General features: G+C 59.3%; 22 protein-coding genes and 1 tRNA gene. 16 read left to right on the forward strand and 7 right to left on the reverse strand.

Annotated elements, in window-relative coordinates; all coding sequences use genetic code 11:
• From lgt to DEALK_RS03690, 3 genes are read right to left on the reverse strand one after another with little or no spacing between them, the layout of a single operon-like run.
• Entirely contained in the window at positions 1-792 is a 792-nt protein-coding gene (lgt, locus tag DEALK_RS03680) for a prolipoprotein diacylglyceryl transferase (protein ID WP_058438815.1), read from the reverse strand.
• Between the two features lie 46 nt (positions 793-838).
• Positions 839-1,747 carry a metal ABC transporter substrate-binding protein gene (locus tag DEALK_RS03685; protein WP_058438817.1) on the reverse strand — a complete coding sequence of 303 codons (909 nt, stop codon included), beginning with the start codon at positions 1,745-1,747 and terminating at the stop codon, positions 839-841.
• Positions 1,744-2,214: a Fur family transcriptional regulator gene (locus DEALK_RS03690; RefSeq protein ID WP_058438819.1), complete on the reverse strand. Its 471-nt coding sequence runs from the start codon at positions 2,212-2,214 to the stop codon at positions 1,744-1,746. The genes DEALK_RS03685 and DEALK_RS03690 overlap by 4 nt, the downstream gene beginning before the upstream one ends.
• A 155-nt stretch (positions 2,215-2,369) precedes the next feature.
• Between DEALK_RS03690 and DEALK_RS03695 the strand changes: the two genes are divergently transcribed.
• From DEALK_RS03695 to DEALK_RS03730, 8 genes are all read left to right on the forward strand, one after another.
• Entirely contained in the window at positions 2,370-3,467 is a 1,098-nt protein-coding gene (locus tag DEALK_RS03695) for an IS481 family transposase (RefSeq protein WP_058438821.1), read from the forward strand.
• A 22-nt stretch (positions 3,468-3,489) separates the two neighbouring features.
• Positions 3,490-3,562 (forward strand) — tRNA-Glu (locus tag DEALK_RS03700).
• Positions 3,563-3,671: 109 nt separating this feature from the next.
• The gene (locus DEALK_RS03705) at positions 3,672-5,669 is read left to right on the forward strand and encodes an ABC-F family ATP-binding cassette domain-containing protein (RefSeq protein ID WP_058438823.1); all 1,998 of its coding nucleotides are present in this window, start codon (positions 3,672-3,674) and stop codon (positions 5,667-5,669) included.
• Between the two features lie 118 nt (positions 5,670-5,787).
• Positions 5,788-6,108, forward strand: coding sequence for a metal-sensitive transcriptional regulator (locus DEALK_RS03710; RefSeq protein WP_058440029.1), 321 nt, complete (start codon positions 5,788-5,790; stop codon positions 6,106-6,108).
• 11 nt (positions 6,109-6,119) lie between these two features.
• Complete coding sequence (locus DEALK_RS03715; protein ID WP_058438825.1) at positions 6,120-6,335, forward strand: heavy-metal-associated domain-containing protein; 216 nt, start codon at positions 6,120-6,122, stop codon at positions 6,333-6,335.
• 52 nt (positions 6,336-6,387) lie between these two features.
• Positions 6,388-8,931, forward strand: a complete 2,544-nt coding sequence (locus DEALK_RS03720; RefSeq protein ID WP_058438827.1) for a heavy metal translocating P-type ATPase — start codon at positions 6,388-6,390, stop codon at positions 8,929-8,931.
• Positions 8,928-9,113, forward strand: coding sequence for a hypothetical protein (locus DEALK_RS03725; RefSeq protein WP_058438833.1), 186 nt, complete (start codon positions 8,928-8,930; stop codon positions 9,111-9,113). Before DEALK_RS03720 ends, DEALK_RS03725 begins: the two co-directional genes overlap by 4 nt.
• Positions 9,114-9,935: 822 nt before the next feature.
• A complete protein-coding gene (locus tag DEALK_RS03730; protein WP_058438834.1) occupies positions 9,936-10,844 on the forward strand; it encodes an EamA family transporter in 909 nt (302 codons plus the stop codon).
• A gap of 47 nt (positions 10,845-10,891) precedes the next feature.
• Here DEALK_RS03730 and DEALK_RS10105 read toward each other — a convergent pair whose 3' ends face one another.
• Positions 10,892-11,050, reverse strand: coding sequence for a hypothetical protein (locus DEALK_RS10105; RefSeq protein ID WP_186007575.1), 159 nt, complete (start codon positions 11,048-11,050; stop codon positions 10,892-10,894).
• 339 nt (positions 11,051-11,389) lie between these two features.
• On the opposite strand from DEALK_RS10105, the gene DEALK_RS03735 reads away from it, so the two are divergent.
• From DEALK_RS03735 to DEALK_RS10365, 5 genes are all read left to right on the forward strand, one after another.
• A complete protein-coding gene (locus tag DEALK_RS03735; RefSeq protein ID WP_058438836.1) occupies positions 11,390-12,304 on the forward strand; it encodes a dihydroorotate dehydrogenase in 915 nt (304 codons plus the stop codon).
• 99 nt (positions 12,305-12,403) lie between these two features.
• Positions 12,404-12,772 carry a VOC family protein gene (locus tag DEALK_RS03740; protein WP_058438838.1) on the forward strand — a complete coding sequence of 123 codons (369 nt, stop codon included), beginning with the start codon at positions 12,404-12,406 and terminating at the stop codon, positions 12,770-12,772.
• Positions 12,773-12,775: 3 nt separating this feature from the next.
• On the forward strand, positions 12,776-13,306 hold the full coding sequence (locus DEALK_RS10355; protein ID WP_338032929.1) for an MFS transporter: 531 nt from the start codon (positions 12,776-12,778) through the stop codon (positions 13,304-13,306).
• 8 nt (positions 13,307-13,314) lie between these two features.
• A complete protein-coding gene (locus tag DEALK_RS10360; RefSeq protein WP_338032930.1) occupies positions 13,315-13,758 on the forward strand; it encodes a hypothetical protein in 444 nt (147 codons plus the stop codon).
• Positions 13,640-14,182, forward strand: a complete 543-nt coding sequence (locus tag DEALK_RS10365) for an MFS transporter (protein ID WP_338032944.1) — start codon at positions 13,640-13,642, stop codon at positions 14,180-14,182. Before DEALK_RS10360 ends, DEALK_RS10365 begins: the two co-directional genes overlap by 119 nt.
• A 105-nt stretch (positions 14,183-14,287) precedes the next feature.
• Here DEALK_RS10365 and DEALK_RS03750 read toward each other — a convergent pair whose 3' ends face one another.
• Complete coding sequence (locus DEALK_RS03750) at positions 14,288-14,923, reverse strand: MBL fold metallo-hydrolase (protein WP_058438841.1); 636 nt, start codon at positions 14,921-14,923, stop codon at positions 14,288-14,290.
• 165 nt (positions 14,924-15,088) lie between these two features.
• On the opposite strand from DEALK_RS03750, the gene hrcA reads away from it, so the two are divergent.
• The 3 genes from hrcA to dnaK all read left to right on the forward strand — a co-directional run bounded on the left by hrcA (position 15,089) and on the right by dnaK (position 18,675).
• Positions 15,089-16,129 (forward strand): heat-inducible transcriptional repressor HrcA, encoded by a 1,041-nt coding sequence (hrcA, locus tag DEALK_RS03755; RefSeq protein ID WP_058438843.1) that lies wholly within the window; start codon positions 15,089-15,091, stop codon positions 16,127-16,129.
• Between the two features lie 57 nt (positions 16,130-16,186).
• The gene (locus DEALK_RS03760; RefSeq protein WP_058438844.1) at positions 16,187-16,696 is read left to right on the forward strand and encodes a nucleotide exchange factor GrpE; all 510 of its coding nucleotides are present in this window, start codon (positions 16,187-16,189) and stop codon (positions 16,694-16,696) included.
• Between the two features lie 65 nt (positions 16,697-16,761).
• A complete protein-coding gene (gene dnaK, locus DEALK_RS03765; RefSeq protein ID WP_058438846.1) occupies positions 16,762-18,675 on the forward strand; it encodes a molecular chaperone DnaK in 1,914 nt (637 codons plus the stop codon).
• Between the two features lie 83 nt (positions 18,676-18,758).
• Here the strand turns inward: dnaK and DEALK_RS03770 are convergent, their stop codons facing one another.
• Both DEALK_RS03770 and DEALK_RS03775 read right to left on the reverse strand, forming a co-directional pair.
• A complete protein-coding gene (locus tag DEALK_RS03770; protein ID WP_058438848.1) occupies positions 18,759-20,144 on the reverse strand; it encodes a sensor histidine kinase in 1,386 nt (461 codons plus the stop codon).
• Positions 20,141-20,836, reverse strand: coding sequence for a response regulator transcription factor (locus DEALK_RS03775; RefSeq protein ID WP_240608371.1), 696 nt, complete (start codon positions 20,834-20,836; stop codon positions 20,141-20,143). The genes DEALK_RS03770 and DEALK_RS03775 overlap by 4 nt, the downstream gene beginning before the upstream one ends.
• Between the last annotated feature and the right edge of the window lie 55 nt (positions 20,837-20,891).

Genomic DNA, 20,891 nt, shown 5'->3' on the forward strand with positions numbered 1-20,891 from the left:
TTATTCAGACTTGTTTCGAATTCCGAAATTCGAATTTTGGATTTTCGTCCTGCGGTACCGGTACCAAAACAAAGTGACACCGATGACTACCGCGGCACCGGCGATCCAGCGGGCGGTGGGCACACCACTCAGGGTCCAGACCTCTGGCTTGAATCCCTCCAGGAAGAAACGCACCACGCCGTACCAGATGAAATACATGAGCATGATGTCGCCGTCTTTGAGCCTGTCTTTAAACTTAAGCCCGGCGGTTATCAAAGCGATAAAACCGAGGAGGTTCAATGAAGATTCGTAGAAAAACATTGGGTGGAAATGGGTGAACTCCTCAAAGCCGGGCAGTCGGTTCTCGGGGCTGATGGGAATGCCCCACGGCAGGTCGGTGGGATAGCCGTAGAGTTCCTGGTTGAAGTAGTTGCCCCACCGCCCGATGCTCTGGGCTAAGATTAGACCCGGCGCCAGTATATCGCACCAGCGCAGCGTCGATAGACCCTTCCAGGCGGTGTAGATGATGACGCCCAGGGCGCCGCCGGCAACCGCGCCGAAGATGCCCAATCCCTCGCCGCCGATTATCTGGCTCGGATTTGCGGAGTAGAAGTCCCAGCGGTCGATGACGTGGTATGCCCGGGCGCCAACAACACCAAGCGGGATAACGATAAGTGCCATGTTGAACAACTGCTCCGGGTCTTCGCCGCGACGCTTGGCCTCGATATAAGCCACGGCCACGGCGGCCAGTGCTCCCAGTGCCAACATCAGCCCGTACAGGTGGATAGTGAACGGCCCCAGTTCGAAAGACATCCAGAATCACCTTTATCGCATACTATCACATGACGCAAGCGTGTTCCTACCTGAGTGCATCGGCGATCTTCACAACAAGCTGGTGCATGAAGGTAAAATAGGATCCGTCTGGTGGCAAGCTAGCGGGGGAAAGTTCGACAATCACCGCCCCAGTGGCGGTGGCAACCTGTTGCACGGCAACCGCCGAAGTACCGGTTTCGGTAAAAACTGCCTTGACCTGATTTGAGCGCACCAGCTCGATTAGTGTGGCCAGATCAGCGGCAGATATTCCGGCTTGAGATGACAGGTTGGGGACGACGGAGCCGATCAGTTGGAACCCATAGCGCTGGGCGAAATAGCCCAGAGACTCGTGGCCTGTCACCAGTTTTCGGTTTGCCTCGGGAATTACAGCCACCAAGCTGGAAATCTCTGAGTGAAGAGCCTCAAGTCGTCCTTCAAGATTACGAGCGCGGGCTGAGGCGTCGATACCTAGGGCTGCCTCGAGTTCAATAGCCAAGGCGGTAACGACGCTTTTCATAGCCAACGGGTCAACCCAAAAATGCGGGTCCGGGGCGCCGACCTGTTGGTCCGGATCGCCGCCGGGGATTCCCTCGCCCTTCCCGACGAGTCGTACCTGGATATGGTCAGTTGCGGTGAATATCCGGACGCCATGATTTTTGGCGGTCTCCATGGTCGATTCCAGGCCTTCTTCGAGGCTGAGGCCGTTTCGAACGACGAGGGCGGCTTTATTGACCCGCTCGATGTCTCGGGCTGAGGGTTCCCATTGGTGAGGATCGGAGCCGTCAGGAATAAGGACGGTCACGATTGCCTCGCCACCGACCAGGTCCTTCACGATTGAACCGAGAACCGAATAAGTTACGACGATTGCTTTATCGTCGATACCGGGACGGCAGCCGGCGGCGCCGGAAACCACGCTGGCGACTAAAAGAGCCACGAAGATGACCCGGGATTTCATTCCGGTTCACCTGTATTACCTGAGAACGACTGCGGTCCTTGGTTTTCTTTTCCCTGACATGCCCGGCAGACTCCCGCGAATTCCAGCCGATGGTCGGTAATACGGAATCCGGTTTCCTTTTCTAAAGTCGTCTCTAGCTCCAGCGGGCAACGGCCGAAATCCACCACTTCACCGCAACAGCGGCAAACCAGGTGGTGGTGGTGCTCCAGCGATCCCGCCTTGAAGCGCTGGGCTGTGCCGTCCAGCTGGAATTGGCACAGCAAACCCAGCCGCTTCAGAATATCTAGGGTGCGGTAAACAGTAACCACCCCGATTTCGGGGTGGTTTTGGGATATGACGGCATGGAAAGCCTGGGGTGTCATTGGGTTTTCGGCGGCGCAAACCGCTTCGACAGTGGCCCGTCGCTGTAGTGTCAGCTTGTAACCTGCCGCTTTGAGCGTTTGGAAAACGGAGTGTTCGTTAGTCATAGTGGCTAATTGAAAATCATTTTCAATTAAAATTAGCAGACCCTATTGGTCGTGTCAAGACCATGGCTGATCCATCATCCTCCCGGGGAGAGCCTGTCGGTGTAAAAGTTCAGAAACATATTGGACTCCTTGGAGGGTGAATCAAAGGAGTCCCGGTGAAACAGATATATGTGCAAAGCTACTACAAACGCGGTTATAGTCGGTTCATGCAGTATGTCTATAACATCCTGGAGCATCCTCAACGGGAGGCGATCGAGGCAAGGCTCAAGATCATTGAGTTCTGTGATAAGTTTGGCTTTGAAGCCACCAAGAGCGCCTTTGGCAAGAGCCGCGCCACGATCTACCTCTGGAAGCACGGACTTAAGCAAGCCGGTGGCAGGCTCTCCGCCTTGGCTCCCGGCAGCCGCGCACCCCACAACAAGAGAAAGCGGATTGTAGATCCATTCATCCGGAGCTTCATCATCCGGTACCGGACCGAGCATCCCAAGGCTGATAAGGTGACTATCACTCCTATTCTGGTGGCGGCGTGTAAATCGGCTGGCATCAAACCTGTGTCTGAATCAACCGTAGGCCGCATCATTCACGATTTGAAAGAACACGGCAGCTTGCCCAAATCCACCAGGCTTCTGATGAACGCTCAGACTGGCGGTCTAAAAGAATGGGAACGGCAACCAGTCAAGAAGTTACGCCGGAAGGGCTTCAATCCTCACCAACCCGGGGACCTGGTACAGGTGGACACCGTCCATCTCTTTGTCGCTGGCCTCAAACGCTATCTGTTCACTGCCATTGATGTGCGCACCCGTTTTGCTTTTGCCTATACTTACTCCTCCAATTCCTCCGCTCGCGGCCGCGATTTCCTGGATAAGCTCATCACCGTGACGCCTTTCACCGTCGCTAGAGTCCAGACCGATAACGGCAGTGAATTCCAGAAGCACTTCGCCCAGGCCTGCCAGGATAAGGGACTGGTGCATTTCTTCAACTACCCCAAACACCCCCAGTCCAATGGCTATCTGGAGCGTTTCAACCGCACCATCCAGGAGCAGTTCGCCTACTGGCACTCCGATGAGTTGGATGATCCTGCAGTCTTCAATCGCTCCCTCATGGAATACCTGCTGTGGTACAACGCCGAAAGACCACACCGCGGTATTGGCAAAGTACCGCCTTTGAGATACTATCTGGATAACTTCGTGAAAAACCACGAGCAGTCCAATATGTACTGGACGCTTACAGTCGGTTGCCAATTTCCGGGCTAATTTGTTATACTTCGTTTCACGCGCCCCCATCGTCTAGTGGCCTAGGACAACGGCCTTTCACGCCGTCAACAGGGATTCGAATTCCCTTGGGGGTATTTTCTCCCCGGCCGCCTTTTCTCATTGTTTTTCATTCACCTACGCCATAATTTTGTGCTAAAGATTTTAAACATCGACCGCCCGCAGTTATAATGTCTCCGTTTTGCCATGCTCAACCTGAACAACATATCCAAATCGTTCGGCGCCCGGCGTCTTTTCAGCGGGGTCGGTTTTCACATCGGGGCGCGGGATCGGACTGCCTTGATCGGTCCGAACGGCGCCGGTAAAACAACGCTATTTGAGATCATCGCCGGTGGCGTCGAGCCTGACGGAGGTGTCATCACCCGGCCCAAAGGCATCACCATCGGCTACCTTCGCCAGGACGTAGACAGTCGGTCGGACCGCCCGCTGCTGGGGCAAGTTATTGCCGGCGCCGGCCGTATGGCAACCCTCGAACACCGCATCAAGGTGCTCCAGGACGAAATCACCACCGAAGCCTGGCCTGATGACCGGGCTGCAATCCTTCGAGAACTGGGCGAACTCCAAACCAAGTTCGAGGCCGGCGGCGGCTACGATCTGGAGCACGAAGCTCGAGCCATCCTGGCTGGTCTGGGTTTTAAGGAAAATGATTTCAGTAAACCGCTTTCAGCCTTAAGCGGCGGCTGGATGATGCGGGCTGAACTTGGCCGGATACTCCTGCAAAACCCGGATCTGCTGCTCCTCGATGAACCTACCAATCACCTCGACCTGGAGACCCAGATATGGTTCGAAGACTACCTTGGGAAGTACCAGGGCGCTGTTCTGTTGACTTCGCACGACCGGGCTTTTCTCAACCGGGTAGTCCACCGCGTCGTCGTCCTGGAAAACGGCAAAGTCTCGGTTTACCCCGGCAACCATGACGACTATGTTTTAGCGCGCCGGCTTGAACTTGAGGCGCTCGAAGCCGCGGCTGGCCGCCAGGCAGTTAAGATCGAGAAAGAGGCCCGTTTTATCGAGCGCTTCCGCGCCAAAAACACCAAAGCCAGGCAGGTGCAATCGCGCATCAAGGCGCTGGCCCGGATGGAGCGGGTCGAGGTGCCGCGGCTGGCCCGTCGAATTAAGTTCAATTTCCCTGAGTCGCCGCGCTCCGGCGATGAAGTCATCAGTCTGCAGAGTATCCGCAAGGCTTACAGCGAAAAGGTGGTCTATGTCGACCTCAATCTGACGCTGCGCCGCGGCGACCGGGCGGCGCTCATCGGTCCAAACGGTGCCGGCAAGAGCACCCTCCTCAAAATCATGGCTGGCGTACTCCCGTTCGACCGAGGCGAACGACGGCTAGGCTATAACGTGACGGCCGCTTACTATGCTCAGCACCAATTGGAACTCCTTGGTCGGAGTAACACTGTCCTCGAAGAGCTGCGCTGGGCTGCCGCCGGCGAGACAGAACAGCGTTTACGGGCCATCCTTGGCGGTTTCCTGTTCTCCGGCGATGATATCCAAAAACAGGTCTCGGTCTTATCCGGCGGTGAAAAAGCGCGCCTAGCTATCGCCAAGATGCTGGCCCAGCCGGTCAACCTCTTACTCCTGGATGAGCCAACCAACCACCTGGATATACTCTCCCGCGAAATATTGTCCGATGCGCTGGATGATTACGGCGGCACGCTGTGTTTCATTACCCACGATCGAACATTGATACGCCAGGTCGCCAACAAGATCATTGAAGTCAAGGACGGCAATGCCGTCGTGTTCTCCGGTGGCTACGACGACTACCTCTATCACCAGGAGTCTGCGGCGGCTTCGCCGGTCGAAGAGAAGCGGGACAGCCGCCGGGCAGTGCCCGAAATTTCGCTAACAGACCAGCGGGCAAGGCGGGCCGCCGTCGGAGGTCTGCGGAACGAGTTTAATCGCAAGGTCAGCCCCATCCGAAAACGGCTGGTCGATATTGAGGCTGAGATTGCTCGGAGTGAATCCGAAGCGGCAGTCATCGAGTTTGGATTCGCCAGCCCGGAATCATACGAGGACTCCCGGTCCGTCGTCTCCCGAATCGACCGCCACCGGGCACTTAAAAGCGAACTGGCTCGTCTCACCGGGGAATGGGAAACGCTGTCGCTCGAGGAAGAACGGCTTCGGTCGGAACTTGAAGCTACGCTAGCTCAGACAGCCGCGGCGCCGCCGTCCGGATCTTAGTTGAACTTGCCGTTATTCCCCAAATCCCCGACCGATGATCTTTCAGATTCCACGAGGCCACCGGAGAATTATCGCGAGCATTTTGCCGTAAATGATACTCCATGATAGTATCATTTATATGACAACGCACATCGATCACGCTGCCGAGCCTGGTCGGCAATACCTTTACACCGCCGAAAAAGATCTGTTGCTCGGCCGGCTGAAGAAGATCCAGGGCCAGGCCCGAGGTATCGAGAAGATGATCGCCGATGGCCGCTACTGCCTGGAGATCGTTCAGCAGTTGACTGCCCTGTCCGCCGCCGCCGAGGAGCTTTCGCTGAAGCTACTGGAAAGCCACATCGAAGGCTGTGTCGCCGGGGCTATCCGCGCCGGTGACGGCAGCGATCAAGCGCACATTAAAGAGCTTATGAAAGCCATACGTAAATCAGTAAAACGTTAAGGAGGCCTGCCATGGCTGCGAGCGTTAAAGCAAGCCTATCGATTAAAGGTATGTCCTGCGGCGGCTGTGTCCGCCATGTAGAAATGGCACTGAGAAAGATTGCCGGTGTTTCCGCCGTCTCGGTCGATCTGGCGGCTGGCAAGGCGACGGTTGAGTTCGATCCAAACCAGACAACTCGGGAGGCGCTGGCCAAGAACGTCACCGCGGCCGGTTACCCCGCTTCCTAAAGCATCCTGAGTCTTGCATCTCAGCTCAGTGGCGTGTATTCGGCAACCAGAAATGACAACACCAAAGAAAAAGATCTCACTCACCCTCTTTATCGGTGGGATGACCTGTGCCGCCTGTGTCCGCCACGTCGAGGGGGCGCTTAAGAGCGTGCCCGGCGTCGGCGCGGTGACGGTCAATCTGGCCACCGGCAAAGCTGCCGTGGAGTACGATCCGATGCAAGCTTCTCTCGCCGATTTGAAAAATGCCGTCGAGAACATGGGCTACAGCGCCTCGCTGGAGGTCACCGAGCTGTCCATCACCGGCATGACATGCTCTGCCTGCGTCAAGAATGTCGAGCGCGTGGTTGCCGCCATGCCTGGAGTCACCAACACCGTGGTCAATCTGGCTGCCGGCAGCGCCCGCATAGAATACTCGCCGACCGTCACTCCGCTGTCCGAAATCATCGCCGCCATCGGCGACATGGGCTACAGCGCCGCCGAGAAGATCGAAGGCCAGGCTTCCCTCGACAGGGAGCAGGCCGCCCGCGCTGAGGAAATCTCCCGGCAGAAGCGCAACCTCACCATCGCCGGGACACTTGGCCTGCTGGTCATGCTGGGCATGTTCCAGCCTTACTGGATCCTTTCAGACATCGTCCCGACCTGGATGAACAACAAGGTTTTCCTCTTCTTTCTGACCACGCCCATCGTCTTCGGCCCTGGGCGGCAGTTCTTCATCAATTCCTGGAACGGCTTGAAGCGCGGCCTGACCGACATGAACCTGCTTTACGCCACCGGCATCGGCGCGGCGTACCTCATCGCCGTCATCAACACCTTCTTCCCGGACGCCGGCTTCGGCGGGAGGGAAGCCACCTTCTATGAGGCCGCCGCCCTTCTAACCGCCTTCATCATCCTCGGCAGGTATCTGGAAGCGGTTACGCGGGGCAGGACCTCGGAGTCCATCCGCCGCCTGATGAAGCTGCAGCCGAAGCTGGCCCGGGTCATCCGCCAAGGCATCGAGTCCGAGATACTCGCCGAAGCCGTCCTCGTCGGTGATGTCGTGGCGGTGAGACCAGGAGAGGTCATACCCGTCGACGGCGTGGTCGCCGAGGGGTACTCGGCAGTCGACCAGGCGATGGTCACCGGCGAGAGCATTCCGGTGGAGAAGAAGTCCGGCGACGAGGTTTTGGGCGGCACGCTGAACAAGACCGGCGCCTTCCGCTTCCGGGCGACGCGGGTCGGGCGGGAGACGGCCCTCGGGCAGATAATCAAGCTCGTCGAAGAAGCCCAGACGACCAAAGCCCCCATCCAGAAGCTGGCCGACAGAGTGGCCGGGCAGTTCATCGCCGGGGTGCATGCCATAGCGCTCATTGTCTTCGTGTTCTGGTTCTTCATCGGTTTCGAGGCGTGGTTTACGCCTGACACCCGGCTGATACTCACGCCGTATGTCCTCACCGGCCTTGGGGTCTTCGGCTTTGCACTTTTAACTTCGGTGACGGTGCTGGTCATCTCCTGCCCCTGCGCCCTGGGCCTGGCGACGCCTTCGGCGGTCATGGCCGGCAGCGGCAAGGGGGCGGAGTACGGCGTCCTCTTCAAGGGCGCCGACGCCATGGAGGCGACGGCGAGGCTCGACGCTGTGGTGTTTGATAAGACCGGCACGCTCACCCGCGGCGAGCCTTCGGTCACTGACATCGTCCCCGCGCGTAAAAACGACTCAAACGATTCGGACGCTGTTTTAAGGCTGGCGGCGATTGCCGAGAAGCACTCGGAGCACCCGCTGGGCGAGGCTGTCGTCAGGGCGTATCGGGAGAAGTTCGGCGAACCCGATGACGCTGAATCGTTCGAGGCGGTACCCGGCCACGGCATCATCGCCAGGATCGAAGACATGTTTATCCTGCTGGGCAACCGGAAACTGATGGCAGCCAACGGCGTCGACGTTAGCTCGCTCGAATCCGAGGCGGCAAGGCTCGAATCCGAGGGCAAAACAGCCATGTTTGTCGCATCGGACGGGAAGCTTTTGGGCATCGTCGCCGTGGCCGACACGCTCAAAGCCACCGCCGCCCGGGCTGCCGCCGAACTGAAGAAGATGGGACTCAAGGTGTACATGATCACCGGCGACAACACCCGCACCGCCGCCGCCGTCGGCAGGCAGGCCGGCATCGAAAACGTTCTGGCCGAGGTGCTGCCCCGGGACAAGGCGGCCGAGGTGAAGAAGCTGCAATCGCGCGGCTTCAAGGTGGCCATGGTCGGCGACGGCATCAACGACGCGCCCGCCCTCGCCCAGGCCGATGTCGGCATCGCCATCGGCAGCGGCACCGATGTCGCAAAAGAAACGGGCAACGTCATCCTGGTGAGGAACGACCCGCTCGACGCCGTCGCCGCTGTCCAGGTGGGGCGCAAAACGCTCGGCCTCATCAAACAGAACCTGTTCTGGGCTTTCGGGTACAACACGCTGGCTATACCCATCGGCATGGGGGTGCTGTATCCCTTCACCCACCAGATGGTCTCACCCGAACTGGCGGCGCTTCTGATGGCCACCAGTTCGCTCTCGGTGACTTTGAACACGCTCCGGATGCGGGGTTTCGTTCCGGCCGTACGCCGGGAGAAGGCAGCGGCATGAAGGCTTCTGTCATCTATACCAGCCTGTCGCTCATCGCCTCGGCGCTGTTCCTGCTGGCAACGCTCGGCGGCGAGTACACCACCGTCGAGCGCATCGGTGGGGCGGTGTGGGTGTTCATGCTTTCGATGATCATCCTGATGCCGCTGGTCACCAGCTCGGTCAAGAAGCGCTCCGGCGGTTAAGCCAAAGGCCGGAAAAGCAAGGCGCAGGCGCCGGGTCAAGGGCGGGGTGAATTGGTACAAGTGTGCTATATCTATTCACGCCGGGTATTATAGCACAAGCGTTCCTGCGGGTTGTCAAGCGAGTTCTGTCGTTTTTGGCGGTTTGTGGAAAATATATTTTTTAGGGCAGGGGCGGCTATCCTCGGTCAACAACACCGCGGGGTCTGGAAGGAAAAAGTGGGAAAGTGGGACCATCCCACATTGCGCTATTGCCCACCGGCTTGTGCGCAAGGTCAGCAATGCCTTTTTGGTGGGGTCTCGCTCCTTTGTGATCGATTCCCGCCTTCGCGGGAATGACAACGAGGGACGCGGCGTGCGAGGGGTGTATTAAACTGAACAGGAGATTGCCACGTCGCTGCGCTTCTCGCAATGACAGGTCCGGGGACAGGGGTTTTTTCCTTCGACTGGCTCAGAATGAACGGCGATGTGTGGATGGATTCCCCGCTTTCGCGTGGAATGACAATGGTGGCGGAGCCAATTAGGTTGGCACGGGCTGCCGACTGGCTCCTCGCAAAGACAGACTAGAGGCGGCTGTTCATCCTTCGACAAGATCAAGACGAACGGGGTATTTTAGCGTGGATTCCCGCCTTCGCGGGAATGACAATTATGGGCGAAGCGGGCGAGGTGATAGAAGTATTTCCTTCGACAGGCTCAGGATGTACGGGTGATTTTAGCGTGGATTCCAGCATTCGCTGGAATGACAAAAGGGAAGCAGAGGCGCCAGGGAGGGGATTGGCGCGATTGTGTTCCCGAAACGGGGCGTCTATAATACGGTAACATCCGATGTCACCCCTGTGGTTTATCCTCGCTTTTTCAACAACGATCATTTCGGCCTTAGTCAATATCCTGGACAGCCACTTCATGTCGCGGCGGATGCCAGGCACCCGGGCATATATCCTGATCTGCGGCATCTTCATTCTACCGGCCGGCGGCATCATGCTGATTTCATTCCCGCTGCCGGCTGGCATCGGGCCGGGACCGATTTGGGCAGTGATTGTATCGGCAATACTGATGTCAGGGGCATCGGTACTGATTCTCCAGGCGATGAAAAATGTCGACGTCGCCAGGGTGGCGCCGCTGACGGCCACATCACCCGCTTTTGTGGCTGTGCTGGCGACGGTGTTCCTGGGCGAAGACCTTGGGCTGCGCCAGTGGCTCGGTATCGGGGCGGTGGTTGCCGGGGCGGCGGTCATCTCTTCCAGGTGGGACGCGGCGGGCGGCGGGGGCATCAACCGCAAAGCCCTGTTCATGCTCCTGGGGGTCGCCGTCCTGGCGGCGGCGGCCAGCGTTATCAATAAATACGGTCTGGAATACATGTCATTCTGGACATACGCCGGCATCGATTTCCTGGTCGCCTCAATTCTGATACTCGCCTTTTGCCTGAGGCGGGAGGTGCTCAGCAGCATCAGGACAATGGCAAATCGGCGGCAGGCGATCAACCTGACGGTACTGAATCAGGTGATAGCGACGACGGCTACCATTATGGCCTTCTGGACGATCCAGTTGGGCCCGGTGTCGCTGGCTTCCACGGTGTTCAATGCCAAACCTTTGCTGGTCTTTGCCGCTTCAGCCGCCATCAGCCGCATCGCGCCGGGTTTCATGATCGTCGAGAAGTTGAGCCGGAGATCAACGGCGATAAAGGCGGCGGGCACCGCCGCCGTGGTGGGCGGATTGGCGGCAATTTTCATCTAGATCCGGCGCCGCCCGGCGATGGTCCGCCCGAAAGCGGCGGTGAAGGATCAGGTATTTCGGGCGGTTTTATCCCACCTGGGTTTCTGACAGCTGGGACAAGCCTTCGGTACTTCCCGCTGGGTTTTTTCTCTTACCGACCTGGCAACAGATTCAGCGGTCTTTCTTTTGGACTGTTCAGCTTTCTTGTCGTTTATATCATCAGCCATTTAACACTTTCCTCTCTCGTTGATACTTAAACAATAAGGCTTTGCCCATGCCGGGTCAATCAGTATAAGTACTCATTTTAACAGCGATTATTCCGTATTAGCCGCTATTTGGTGAATAAAGGGCGCGGCTTACCGGCAAATTCGGCAGCCTGACCAGAGGACGGTTTTTTCCTTCGACAGGCTCAGAACTAACGGGATTTTTGAGCGTGGATTCCCGCTTTGGCGGGCACTCGAGATATGGCGAATATTTATGGATTTAACAGGTAGTGGAGATTGCCGGCACTTGCCGCAGCAGGCAAGTCCTCGCAAAGACACTAAAAATCGCCTATAATCTTGCCGATGCCTGACATGTCGATCGAACTGCTGCCGGGCTTAAAGCTCCGGAACCCGGTCATCGCCGCTTCCGGCACGGCGGGTTACGGCGACGAGCCCTTCAGGCTGTATGACATCGCCGAACTCGGGGCATTTATCTGCAAGGGCACCACGCTGAAACCGCGGGCCGGCAATCCTCAACCCCGCATCATGGAGACACAGGACGGGCTTTTAAACGCCATCGGTCTGCAGAATCCGGGCGCGGATGCTGTTATCCACAAATACGCTCCGATGTGGTCGGCCTGGCCGACGCCGGTGATGGTCAACATCGCCGGCGAGTGCATCGATGACTATGCCGAGATCGCGACCAGGCTGGACAAAGTGCCGGGCATCGCGGCGCTTGAAGTCAACATTTCCTGCCCCAACGTGGCGGCCGGCTGCCTGGAGTTCGGCACCACCCCTGAGGGAGCGGCGGCGGTGACCGCCGCCGTGAAAGCGTCGGCGTCTTTACCGGTCATCGTCAAGCTGACCCCCAACACCGCGGACATCGCCGCCCTGGCCCGGGCGGTGGAGGGCGCCGGCGCCGACGCGATTTCTCTCATCAACACCGTCCGCGGCATGGCTATCGATATCAATAAACGAAAGCCGATTCTGGGCAACACAACGGGAGGATTGTCCGGCCCGGCGATCAAACCCATCGCCCTGGCGATGGTGTGGCGGGCGGCGGGGGCGGTCCGCATCCCGGTCATCGGCGGCGGCGGCATCGCCACGGCGGAAGACGCGCTGGAATTCCTGATGGCCGGGGCGTCGGCCGTCGAAATCGGCACGGCGGCGCTGGTCAATCCGACGATGTTCACGGGGATCATTAAGGGAATCGAAAAATACATGCTAAAATTTAAAATAGCCAATCTGAGAGACCTGATCGGGGCGGCGCGGAAGTAAACACCGCGCCGGGTAACCGGGAGGTTCGTCTCGGGCGGTAAAGATGCCGCGCGCCTGCCAGGGCAGACGCGCGCAAAGAGACAATAGAAGGAGGCTGCCATGTCAAGGGTCATCCATTTTGAAATTCCGGCGGTCAAACCGGAGCGGGCGGTTGAATTTTATAAGAAAGCCTTCGGCTGGAAAATCGAGAAATGGGCCGGGCCGATGGATTACTGGAACATCACCACCGGCGGCGCCAAGGAGCCGGGCATTGACGGGGCGATAATGAGCATCGACGGGGCGATCAAGCAGGTGGTCAACACCATCGGCGTCGAAAACCTGGCGGCGGCGGCCAAGAAAATTATCGCCGCCGGCGGCAAACGCGTCTCCCCCGACCAGGCGGTGCCGGGTATCGGGTACTTCGCTTACTTCGCCGACACCGAAGGCAATCCCTTCGGCCTGATGCAGAACGACCCCAGCGCCAAATAAGACATGCAGTCTCGCCCCGTCGCGCCGCCGGTTACCGGCGCCCCGGCGCGCCGGGCGGCACTGGCCGCGGCGCTGCTGGCGTCGTTCCTGACGCCGTTCATGGGCTCTTCGGTCAACATCGCGCTGCCGCCGATCGGCCGCGAGTTCTCCCTCGATGCCGTGACCCTGGGATGGGTGGCCACGGCTTACATCCTGGCGGCGGCGGTATTCCTGCTGCCCTTCGGGCGGCTGGCCGACATCGCCGGCAGGCGGAAAATCTTCACGGCCGGGCTGGGCGCCTACGCGGCGGCATCCCTCGGGGCGGCGCTGGTCCAGAACGGCGGCCAGCTCATCGCCTTGCGGCTGCTCCAGGGCGTTTCCGGGGCCATGCTGTTCGGCACCGGCGTGGCCATACTGACCTCAGTTTTCCCGCCAGCCCAGCGGGGCCGGGTCTTGCGCTGGAACGCCGCCGCGGTGTACACCGGCCTGTCGCTCGGCCCCACCGCGGGAGGCCTGATCACCGAGGCTTTCGGCTGGCGCTTCATTTTCATTTAAACGCCGCCTTGGCGGCGGCGGCTTTCCTGGTGGTGTCCCGCAGTCTCAAGCTTGATTTCCGGGAAGCGGCGGGCGAGGGTTTCGACCTGAAGGGCGCAGTTATCTACGGGCTGGCTCTGTCAGCGGTGATAGCCGGGTTTTCCGAGATGCCGGATGCTGCCGGGGTCATCCTGGTTGTCCTGGGCGGGGCCGGCCTGGGATTGTTCATCTTGATTGAAACCCGGATAAAGCACCCGCTGCTCCAGGTGAGCCTGTTCCGGGGCAATCCCGGTCTTTGTTTTTTCCAACGCGGCGGCGCTCATCAATTACTCCGCGACTTTCGCCGTCGGCTTCCTGCTATCGCTCTATTTACAGTTCGCCAAGGGTTTCAGCCCGGCGGCGGCGGGGCTGGTCCTGGTCGCCCAACCTGTTTTGATGGCGCTTATTTCGCCCTTTGCCGGGAGGCTGGCTGACCGGCTGGAACCCAGGCTGATTGCTTCGGGCGGCATGGCGCTTTCGGCCGCCGGCCTGTTGATGCTGGCTTTCATCGGGCAGGATACATCGCTGGTTTATCTCATGGCGGCGCTGGTGGTTATCGGCGCCGGATTCGGCTTTTTCTCGTCGCCCAACACCTCGGCGGTCATGGGAGCGGTGGAGCGGAAATGCTACGGGGTTGCCGCTTCAACGCTCGGCACCATGCGCTTGGTAAGGCAGATGCTGTCGCTGGGTTTAGCCATGCTGCTCTTTGCCCTGATTATCGGGCGGGTGCCGATCTCGGCGGCGGTGCTGCCTGAATTCATCGACAGCCTCAGAGCGTCCTTCACGCTGTTTGCCGTCCTCAGCCTGGCTGGAGTCGCCGCATCACTGGCGCGCAACCGCATCGCCGGCGCAGCCTAAAACATCCAGCCGGGATTTCTCTGTTTTCAAATTAATGTCTTGACGCCGGGGGAGAAACGGACGCCGGGGTTCAACCTGAGCAACGACGGAATCATCGGGAACAGGTCAGACCGCAGCTTCCAGTAGAACCACCTGGGTGGGCAGCGGCAGATTGCCCCGGCTAACGTTTAATTTGGGCTGGGCCGTGACGCCGGCGACGCCCATTTCCCCCAGGAAGCGTTCGACCGGTTCCAGTTCGCGGTTGATCTGCGGCATACTGTAGTGCATGGGGATAACGATGGCAGGCTCTATCTGGCGCACCAGCCGCGCGGCATTGGCGGCATTAAGCGCGCTCATATCGCCCACCGGCACCAGTAAAATATCAACCTTGCCCAGTTCTTCAACCCGGCTTTCGGAGAGCATTTCGCCCAGGTCGCCGAGGTGGCAGACCACCAGGTCGTCCATAGAGATGACGAAGATGGTGTTTTTGCCCCGGATGATGCCTTTTTCCGAATCATGGAACGACGGCACACCTATCAAGATGGCGTCGCCGATTTCATATTCTCCCGGGCGGTAGACTATCCGGAAATCGCCGGAAACGCCCGAGGTAAAGTTGTGTCCGTTGTGCTGGTGGCTGACAGTGACGATGTTAGCCGTCTGCTTGCCGAAGGCGCCGAGCTCCGGGGCGTAAGGATCGGTGATGACGGCGGTGTTCTTGCCTTTGAGGCGGAAACAGGAATGGCCGAGGTACTTGATTTCCATGCCCCGATTATAGCAGAAGGGGGGCTTCCGGAGAAAGGCGCTCAGCGTTTGATTCCGGAATCCAAAAAGCGCGAATCTGATGGGAACCTTGACAAAAACATCTTAAAAGTGCTAAATTACGTTTGTTAGCAATCAAGGCATTAGACTGCTAACAGGTACGGAACAATGCTGAACCCAAGATCTGAAACCATACTTTCGAGCATCATCCGACAGTACATCGAAAGAGCTATGCCGGTTTCTTCGGCGGCGGTCATCTCCGAGTGCGGTCTGGACGTTTGCTCGGCAACGGTGCGCAACGAGATGGTGCGGCTGGAGGAGGAAGGCTACATCCTGAAACCCCACCATTCAGCGGGCAGTGTTCCATCCGACAAGGGCTACCGCTATTACGTCGAGAGCATCAAGCACGCCCAGATGTCGCTGACCGACCAACTGCTGATAAACCACCTTTTCCACCAGGTGGAAAAAGAGATGGAGAACTGGTTGTCGCTGGCGGCGGGCCTGGTCTCCCAGCGGGTGCACAATGTGGCGGTGGTGACCCAGCCCAAGCAGACCGCCAGTAAATACCATCACTTGGAACTGGTGACGCTGCAGGAAAACCTGGCGCTGGCGGTTTTAATCCTGCGAGGGGCGAGGGTGCGGCAGCAACTGGTGAGTTTCGACGACGCGGTGGGACAATTTGAACTGACCGCCATCTCCCAGCGGCTTAACCAGGCTTTCGACGGCCTGACGCGGACGCAGGTTGAAAAAGCCAACGTATTGCTTTCGGATACGGAGAAGAAAGTCCATGCGGCGGTGCTGAAGATGATGCAGGCCGAGGACGAGCAGCGCAACGAAGAACCGTACCTGGAGGGTTTGAACTACCTGCTGGAGCAGCCGGAGTTTGCCCGGAGCCAGCGCGCCCACTCCCTGATGGAACTGGTGGAGAAACGCCAGCTCGGACGGATGCTGGGCGAAGAGGAATTCGAGGCCCATGAGATCAAGGTATACATCGGCCAGGAAAACCGGGAGCAGAGTATCCGGGACTTTTCGGTGGTGTTGGGCAGCTACGGATTGCCCAACGAAGCCCGGGGCACGCTGGGTGTTATCGGCCCAACCCGGATGAATTATGAAAAAACCATCGCGGCGGTGCGGTATCTGTCGCTGGTGATGAGCGCCCTGGTGGCCGAGCTTTACGGGCGAGAGCCGGAGATGGGCAGCGGCGGTTAATCCGCTTTGAGCATCAGCCGCCCGGCAACCCAAGATAAGATTTTCTAGAGGTTTGAGATGACGCCTGAGAACAACAATGAAGAAATCCTGGAGGGTGATTTTGACGCCCTGCGCGGCGCGTTGGAACAGGAAAAATCCCGCGCCGAGGATAATTTGAACAACCTGAAGCGCGCCCAGGCCGACTTCATCAACTACAAGCGCCGGGCTGAAACTGAGAAAGCCGAGGCGGTGGGCCTGGGCAAGAGCCTGGCCTTCCTCTCCGTGCTGCCGGTGCTGGATGATTTCTCCCGGGCGCTGGGTGCCGTGCCGGAACACGCCGCAGGAGAACCCTGGCTGCAAGGGATGGTGCAGATCGAACGCAAATTCCGCCAGATACTGTCCCGCGAGGGCGTGGAGGCGATGAAAACGGTCGGCGAGCGATTCGATCCCGGCCTGCACGAGGCCGTCCTCAGGTGCGCCGGAGAGGAAGGCATCATTGTCGAGGAATTGCAGGCGGGTTACACCTATAAGGACAGGGTGTTGCGGCCGGCGCAGGTGAAAGTGTCCTGCGAGGATATCGGAGAATAGTCACTTTGAACTGGCGAAAAAGCAAAATATAATCTAATTGTAAATTAAGGAGGAAACTGCAAAACATGGGTAAAGTAGTCGGCATCGATCTGGGCACCACCAATTCCGAGGTCGCCGTCATTCAGGGCGGCGAACCGGTGGTCATTCCCTCAGCCGAGGGCGGCACGCTGGTGCCTTCGGTAGTCGCCGTCAATAAAAACGGCGAACGGCTGGTCGGGCGGCAGGCCAAGAACCAGTCAGTACTCAACCCCGAGAACACCATCTATTCCATCAAGCGCTTCATGGGCCGCAAATGGGGCGAACCCGCCGGCCGCGAACTCCCGGTGGAAGAAGACGCCCGCCGCAAGCCTTATAAGGTCGTCAAGGGCGCCAACAACGAGGTCAAAGTGCTCCTTGGGGGCAAAGAGTACTCACCGCCGGAAGTTTCGGCGATGATCCTCCAGAAACTCAAGACCGACGCCGAGGCCTTCCTGGGCGAACCGGTGACCGAGGCGGTCATCACCGTCCCGGCCTATTTCAATGACGCCCAGCGCCAGGCGACCAAAGACGCCGGCCAGATCGCCGGGCTCAAGGTGCTGCGCATTGTCAATGAGCCGACGGCCGCGGCGCTGGCTTACGGCCTGGATAAAAAGCATGAGGAAACGGTGGCGGTCTATGACCTGGGCGGCGGCACGTTTGATGTTTCCATTCTGGAACTCGGCGAGGGCACCTTCCAGGTGAAGTCCACCAATGGCGACACTCACCTGGGCGGCGACGACTTTGACCAGAAGATCATTGACTGGCTGGTGGCCGAGTATAAGAAGGATCAGGGCATCGACCTGTCCAAGGATAAGACCGCCATGCAGCGCCTCAAGGAGGCGGCGGAGAAGGCCAAGATCGAATTGTCCACCGTGGCTCAGACGGAGGTCAACCTGCCATTCATCACCGCCGACGCCTCCGGTCCGAAACATCTTAACATAACACTGACCCGCTCCAAGCTTGAGCAGCTGGTGATGGACCTGGTCGAGAAGACCATCGCCCCCTGCCGCCAGGCGCTGACCGACGCCGGCAAGACCACTGCCCAGATCGACGAGGTCATCCTGGTTGGCGGCCAGACGCGCATGCCTCTGGTCCGGGCCAAGGTCAAAGAGTTTTTCGGCCGGGAACCCAACATGAGCGTCAACCCGGACGAGGTGGTGGCCATCGGCGCCGCCATTCAGGCCGGCGTCATTAAAGGCGAAGTCTCCGACGTGCTGCTGCTCGATGTCACCCCGCTGACTCTCGGCATCGAGACGCTGGGCGGCGTGGCGACGCCGCTCATAACCCGCAACACCACCATCCCGACCAGCAAGAGCCAGGTCTTCTCCACCGCCGCCGACAACCAGCCGAGCGTGGAAATCCACGTGCTCCAGGGCGAGCGCCCGATGGCGGGCGACAACCGGACGCTGGGCCGGTTCATGCTGGACGGCATCCTGCCGGCGCCGCGCGGTCTGCCTCAGATTGAGGTCACCTTCGATATCGACGCCAACGGCATCCTGTCGGTTAAAGCTCAGGACAAGGGGACCGGCAAGGAACAGAAGATCACCATCACCGCTTCCTCGGGCCTGTCCAAGGAAGAGGTCGAAAAGATGCAGAAAGAGGCCGCCGCCCATGCCGCCGAGGACACCGCCCGCAAGGAACTGGCCGAGGCTAAGAACCAGGGTGACACCCTGGCTTACCAGGCGGAAAAGATGCTGCGGGATAACAAAGACAAAGTTCCGGCCGATCTGAATACCGATATAACCGCCAAGGTTGAAGCGGTGAAGCAGGCGCTTGGGGGTTCCGATGCCGCGGCGATCAAGTCAGCGACGCAGACCCTGTCAGAAGCGATGCAGAAACTGGGCGAGGCGGTCTATAAGGCCCAGCAGCCTCCGCCGGGCGCCCAGCCGCCGCCTCAGGGCGAAGAGGGCGGCAAGAAACCCGACGAGGGCACCGTTGAGGGTGAATTCCGCGAAGTCTAATCAGGGATCGAAACAAGTTAAAGAGGGAGGGGCGAAAGCCCCTCCCTGTTATTTATTACGTTCAAAGAGCCCGGCGACCGCCCTTACATCGAAGGTAAACTTACCACAAACTCCGCGCCGGACCCCGGGGCGCTTCTGGCCTCGATGCCGCCGCCGTGGGTCAGAACGATCTCGCGGGTGATGGCCAGGCCGAGGCCTACGCCCGTCCTCACCCCCGATACCTGGTAGAACCGGTCGAAGACACGGGGCAGGGCATCAGGGTGGATGCCGGGGCCCTGGTCTAGGACACTGGCGATGACATTCCTGCCTTCAGCACGCGCGGCGATCTTTATCCCGGTGAAAGGCGGGCTGTTCTTCACGGCATTGTCCAGCAGGTTGTTGAACACCTGCTCCAGACGATCGGCGTCGCCTTTGACCCAAAGGCCCGGTTCAGCGTCCAGTTCGATCCTGACCGATTTATCAGCGGCCGGCGGGCCGAAAAGGTCGGTCGAGTGCCTCATGACATCATAAAGGTCGAGCCGGATCAATTCCATTTTGAACTGCCCTGACTGGAGACGAGAGAGGTCAAGCAGTTCATCCACCTGGCGCCGCAGTCTTTTAGCCTCGTCGTTGATGATGCGGGCGGCTTTATCGCGAGTCTCCCGGTCGGCGGCAGTGCCGTCAAGGAGAGCTTGGGAGAAACCCTGGACGGCGGTCAGCGGGCTCTTGAGTTCGTGAGAAACGTCGGCAACGAAATGCCGCAGTTTGAGCTGTGATGCCTCGACCTCGGCAGCCATGCGGTCGAAGCTTTGCGCAAGTTTGCCGACATCGCCGGTATCTTTGGAGTTTATCCGGTAGCTGTACTCTCCGCGGGCAATCTTATCGGCGGCCGCCGATACCTCGCCCAGAGGCTTGTAGACCGAACGGGACAGCCAGTAAGCCAGGACGATCGAGGCTGCCAGGGCGATGACGCCGGCCCAGGCGAAGGGCCGGAAAACCCCGGCCAAAGCAGCGGCAGCCTCAGGCCGGGGCACCGCCAGGATGAGAGTCTGGGCGCGGGCGATACCGGCGGGCGCCCGCGCCAGCGGGTAGGCGGAATAAAAATAATCAGCGCCGGCGTCGTCAACAATCGCGCCGGTGGTACCCTGCGGCACACCGTGAGGCAGCGACCCTTCAGGGAACTGCAAGGCCGGTTCGCCCTGCGGCACCAACTGACGGAGCAGGTTGCCGTCGGCGTCCGACCACAGGATGTGCATTCCGGAGGCGTCGGCCTGGGCCTGCATGTTCTCGACGAGTTCGGCCAGGGTGACGTTGCCCCGGATGAGGGCGGCCACCTGCACCGAAATGGGGCGGGCGGCGTCATCCAGCCGTTCCATCGCCAGGCGGTCGGCATACTGGCGCACCAGTACAGCGCTGCCGAGCGCGGCGATGAACAGGGTGACGATGACCACCAGAGAGTAAGTAAGAAACAGTTTCAGACGCAGGCTCATGCGGCCCCGCTCGCCACCAGCCGGTAACCGGTGCCCCGCAGTGTCTCGATATCAACGCCGGAACCTTCGAGTTTATCGCGCAGGTGGTTGATGTGGACGTCGACTGTCCTGGTATCGCCGTAGTAGTCATAACCCCAGACCTGGTTCAGGAGTCTTTCCCGGGAGAAGACTATGCCTGGCTGCCGGGCAAGGGCGATTAACAGGGACAGTTCCCTGGCCCGCAGCTCGATCGGCGAACCGTTGACCGCCGCCTCGTGGCGTTCCGAATCGATGCGTAGCTTGCCCAGTTCGATGACCTCCCCGGCGGAAGCCGGAGGCTGGCTGCGGCGGAGCACGGCTTTGACCCGAGCCAGCAGCTCATGCGGGTTGAAGGGCTTGGTCAGGTAGTCGTCGGCACCCATCTCCAGGCCGACGATCTTGTCCACGTCCTCGCGGCGGGCGGACAGCATCAGCACCGGGACTTTACTTGATGATCGCAGCCGTTTCAGCACCTCGAAGCCGTCGATGTCCGGGAGCATGATGTCGAGAATGACAAGGTTCGGATTGCTGGCCGAGACGAGGCTGATGCCTTCGCGGCCTTTGCCGCAAGCCGCGACCTTGAAGCCCTCGCGTTCCAGGTAGAGGCGGGCCAGTTCGACGATATTTGTTTCGTCGTCGATGATGACGATGGTTTCCATAACGTTGTCCGACATTATAGCCAATCGAAATCACTGATGAAACAGGCCGGAAGAAACCCCTCCGGCCTGT

Origin of the sequence: Dehalogenimonas alkenigignens (assembly GCF_001466665.1) — a bacterium.
In the GTDB taxonomy this organism is placed as follows: Bacteria; Chloroflexota; Dehalococcoidia; order Dehalococcoidales; family Dehalococcoidaceae; genus Dehalogenimonas; species Dehalogenimonas alkenigignens.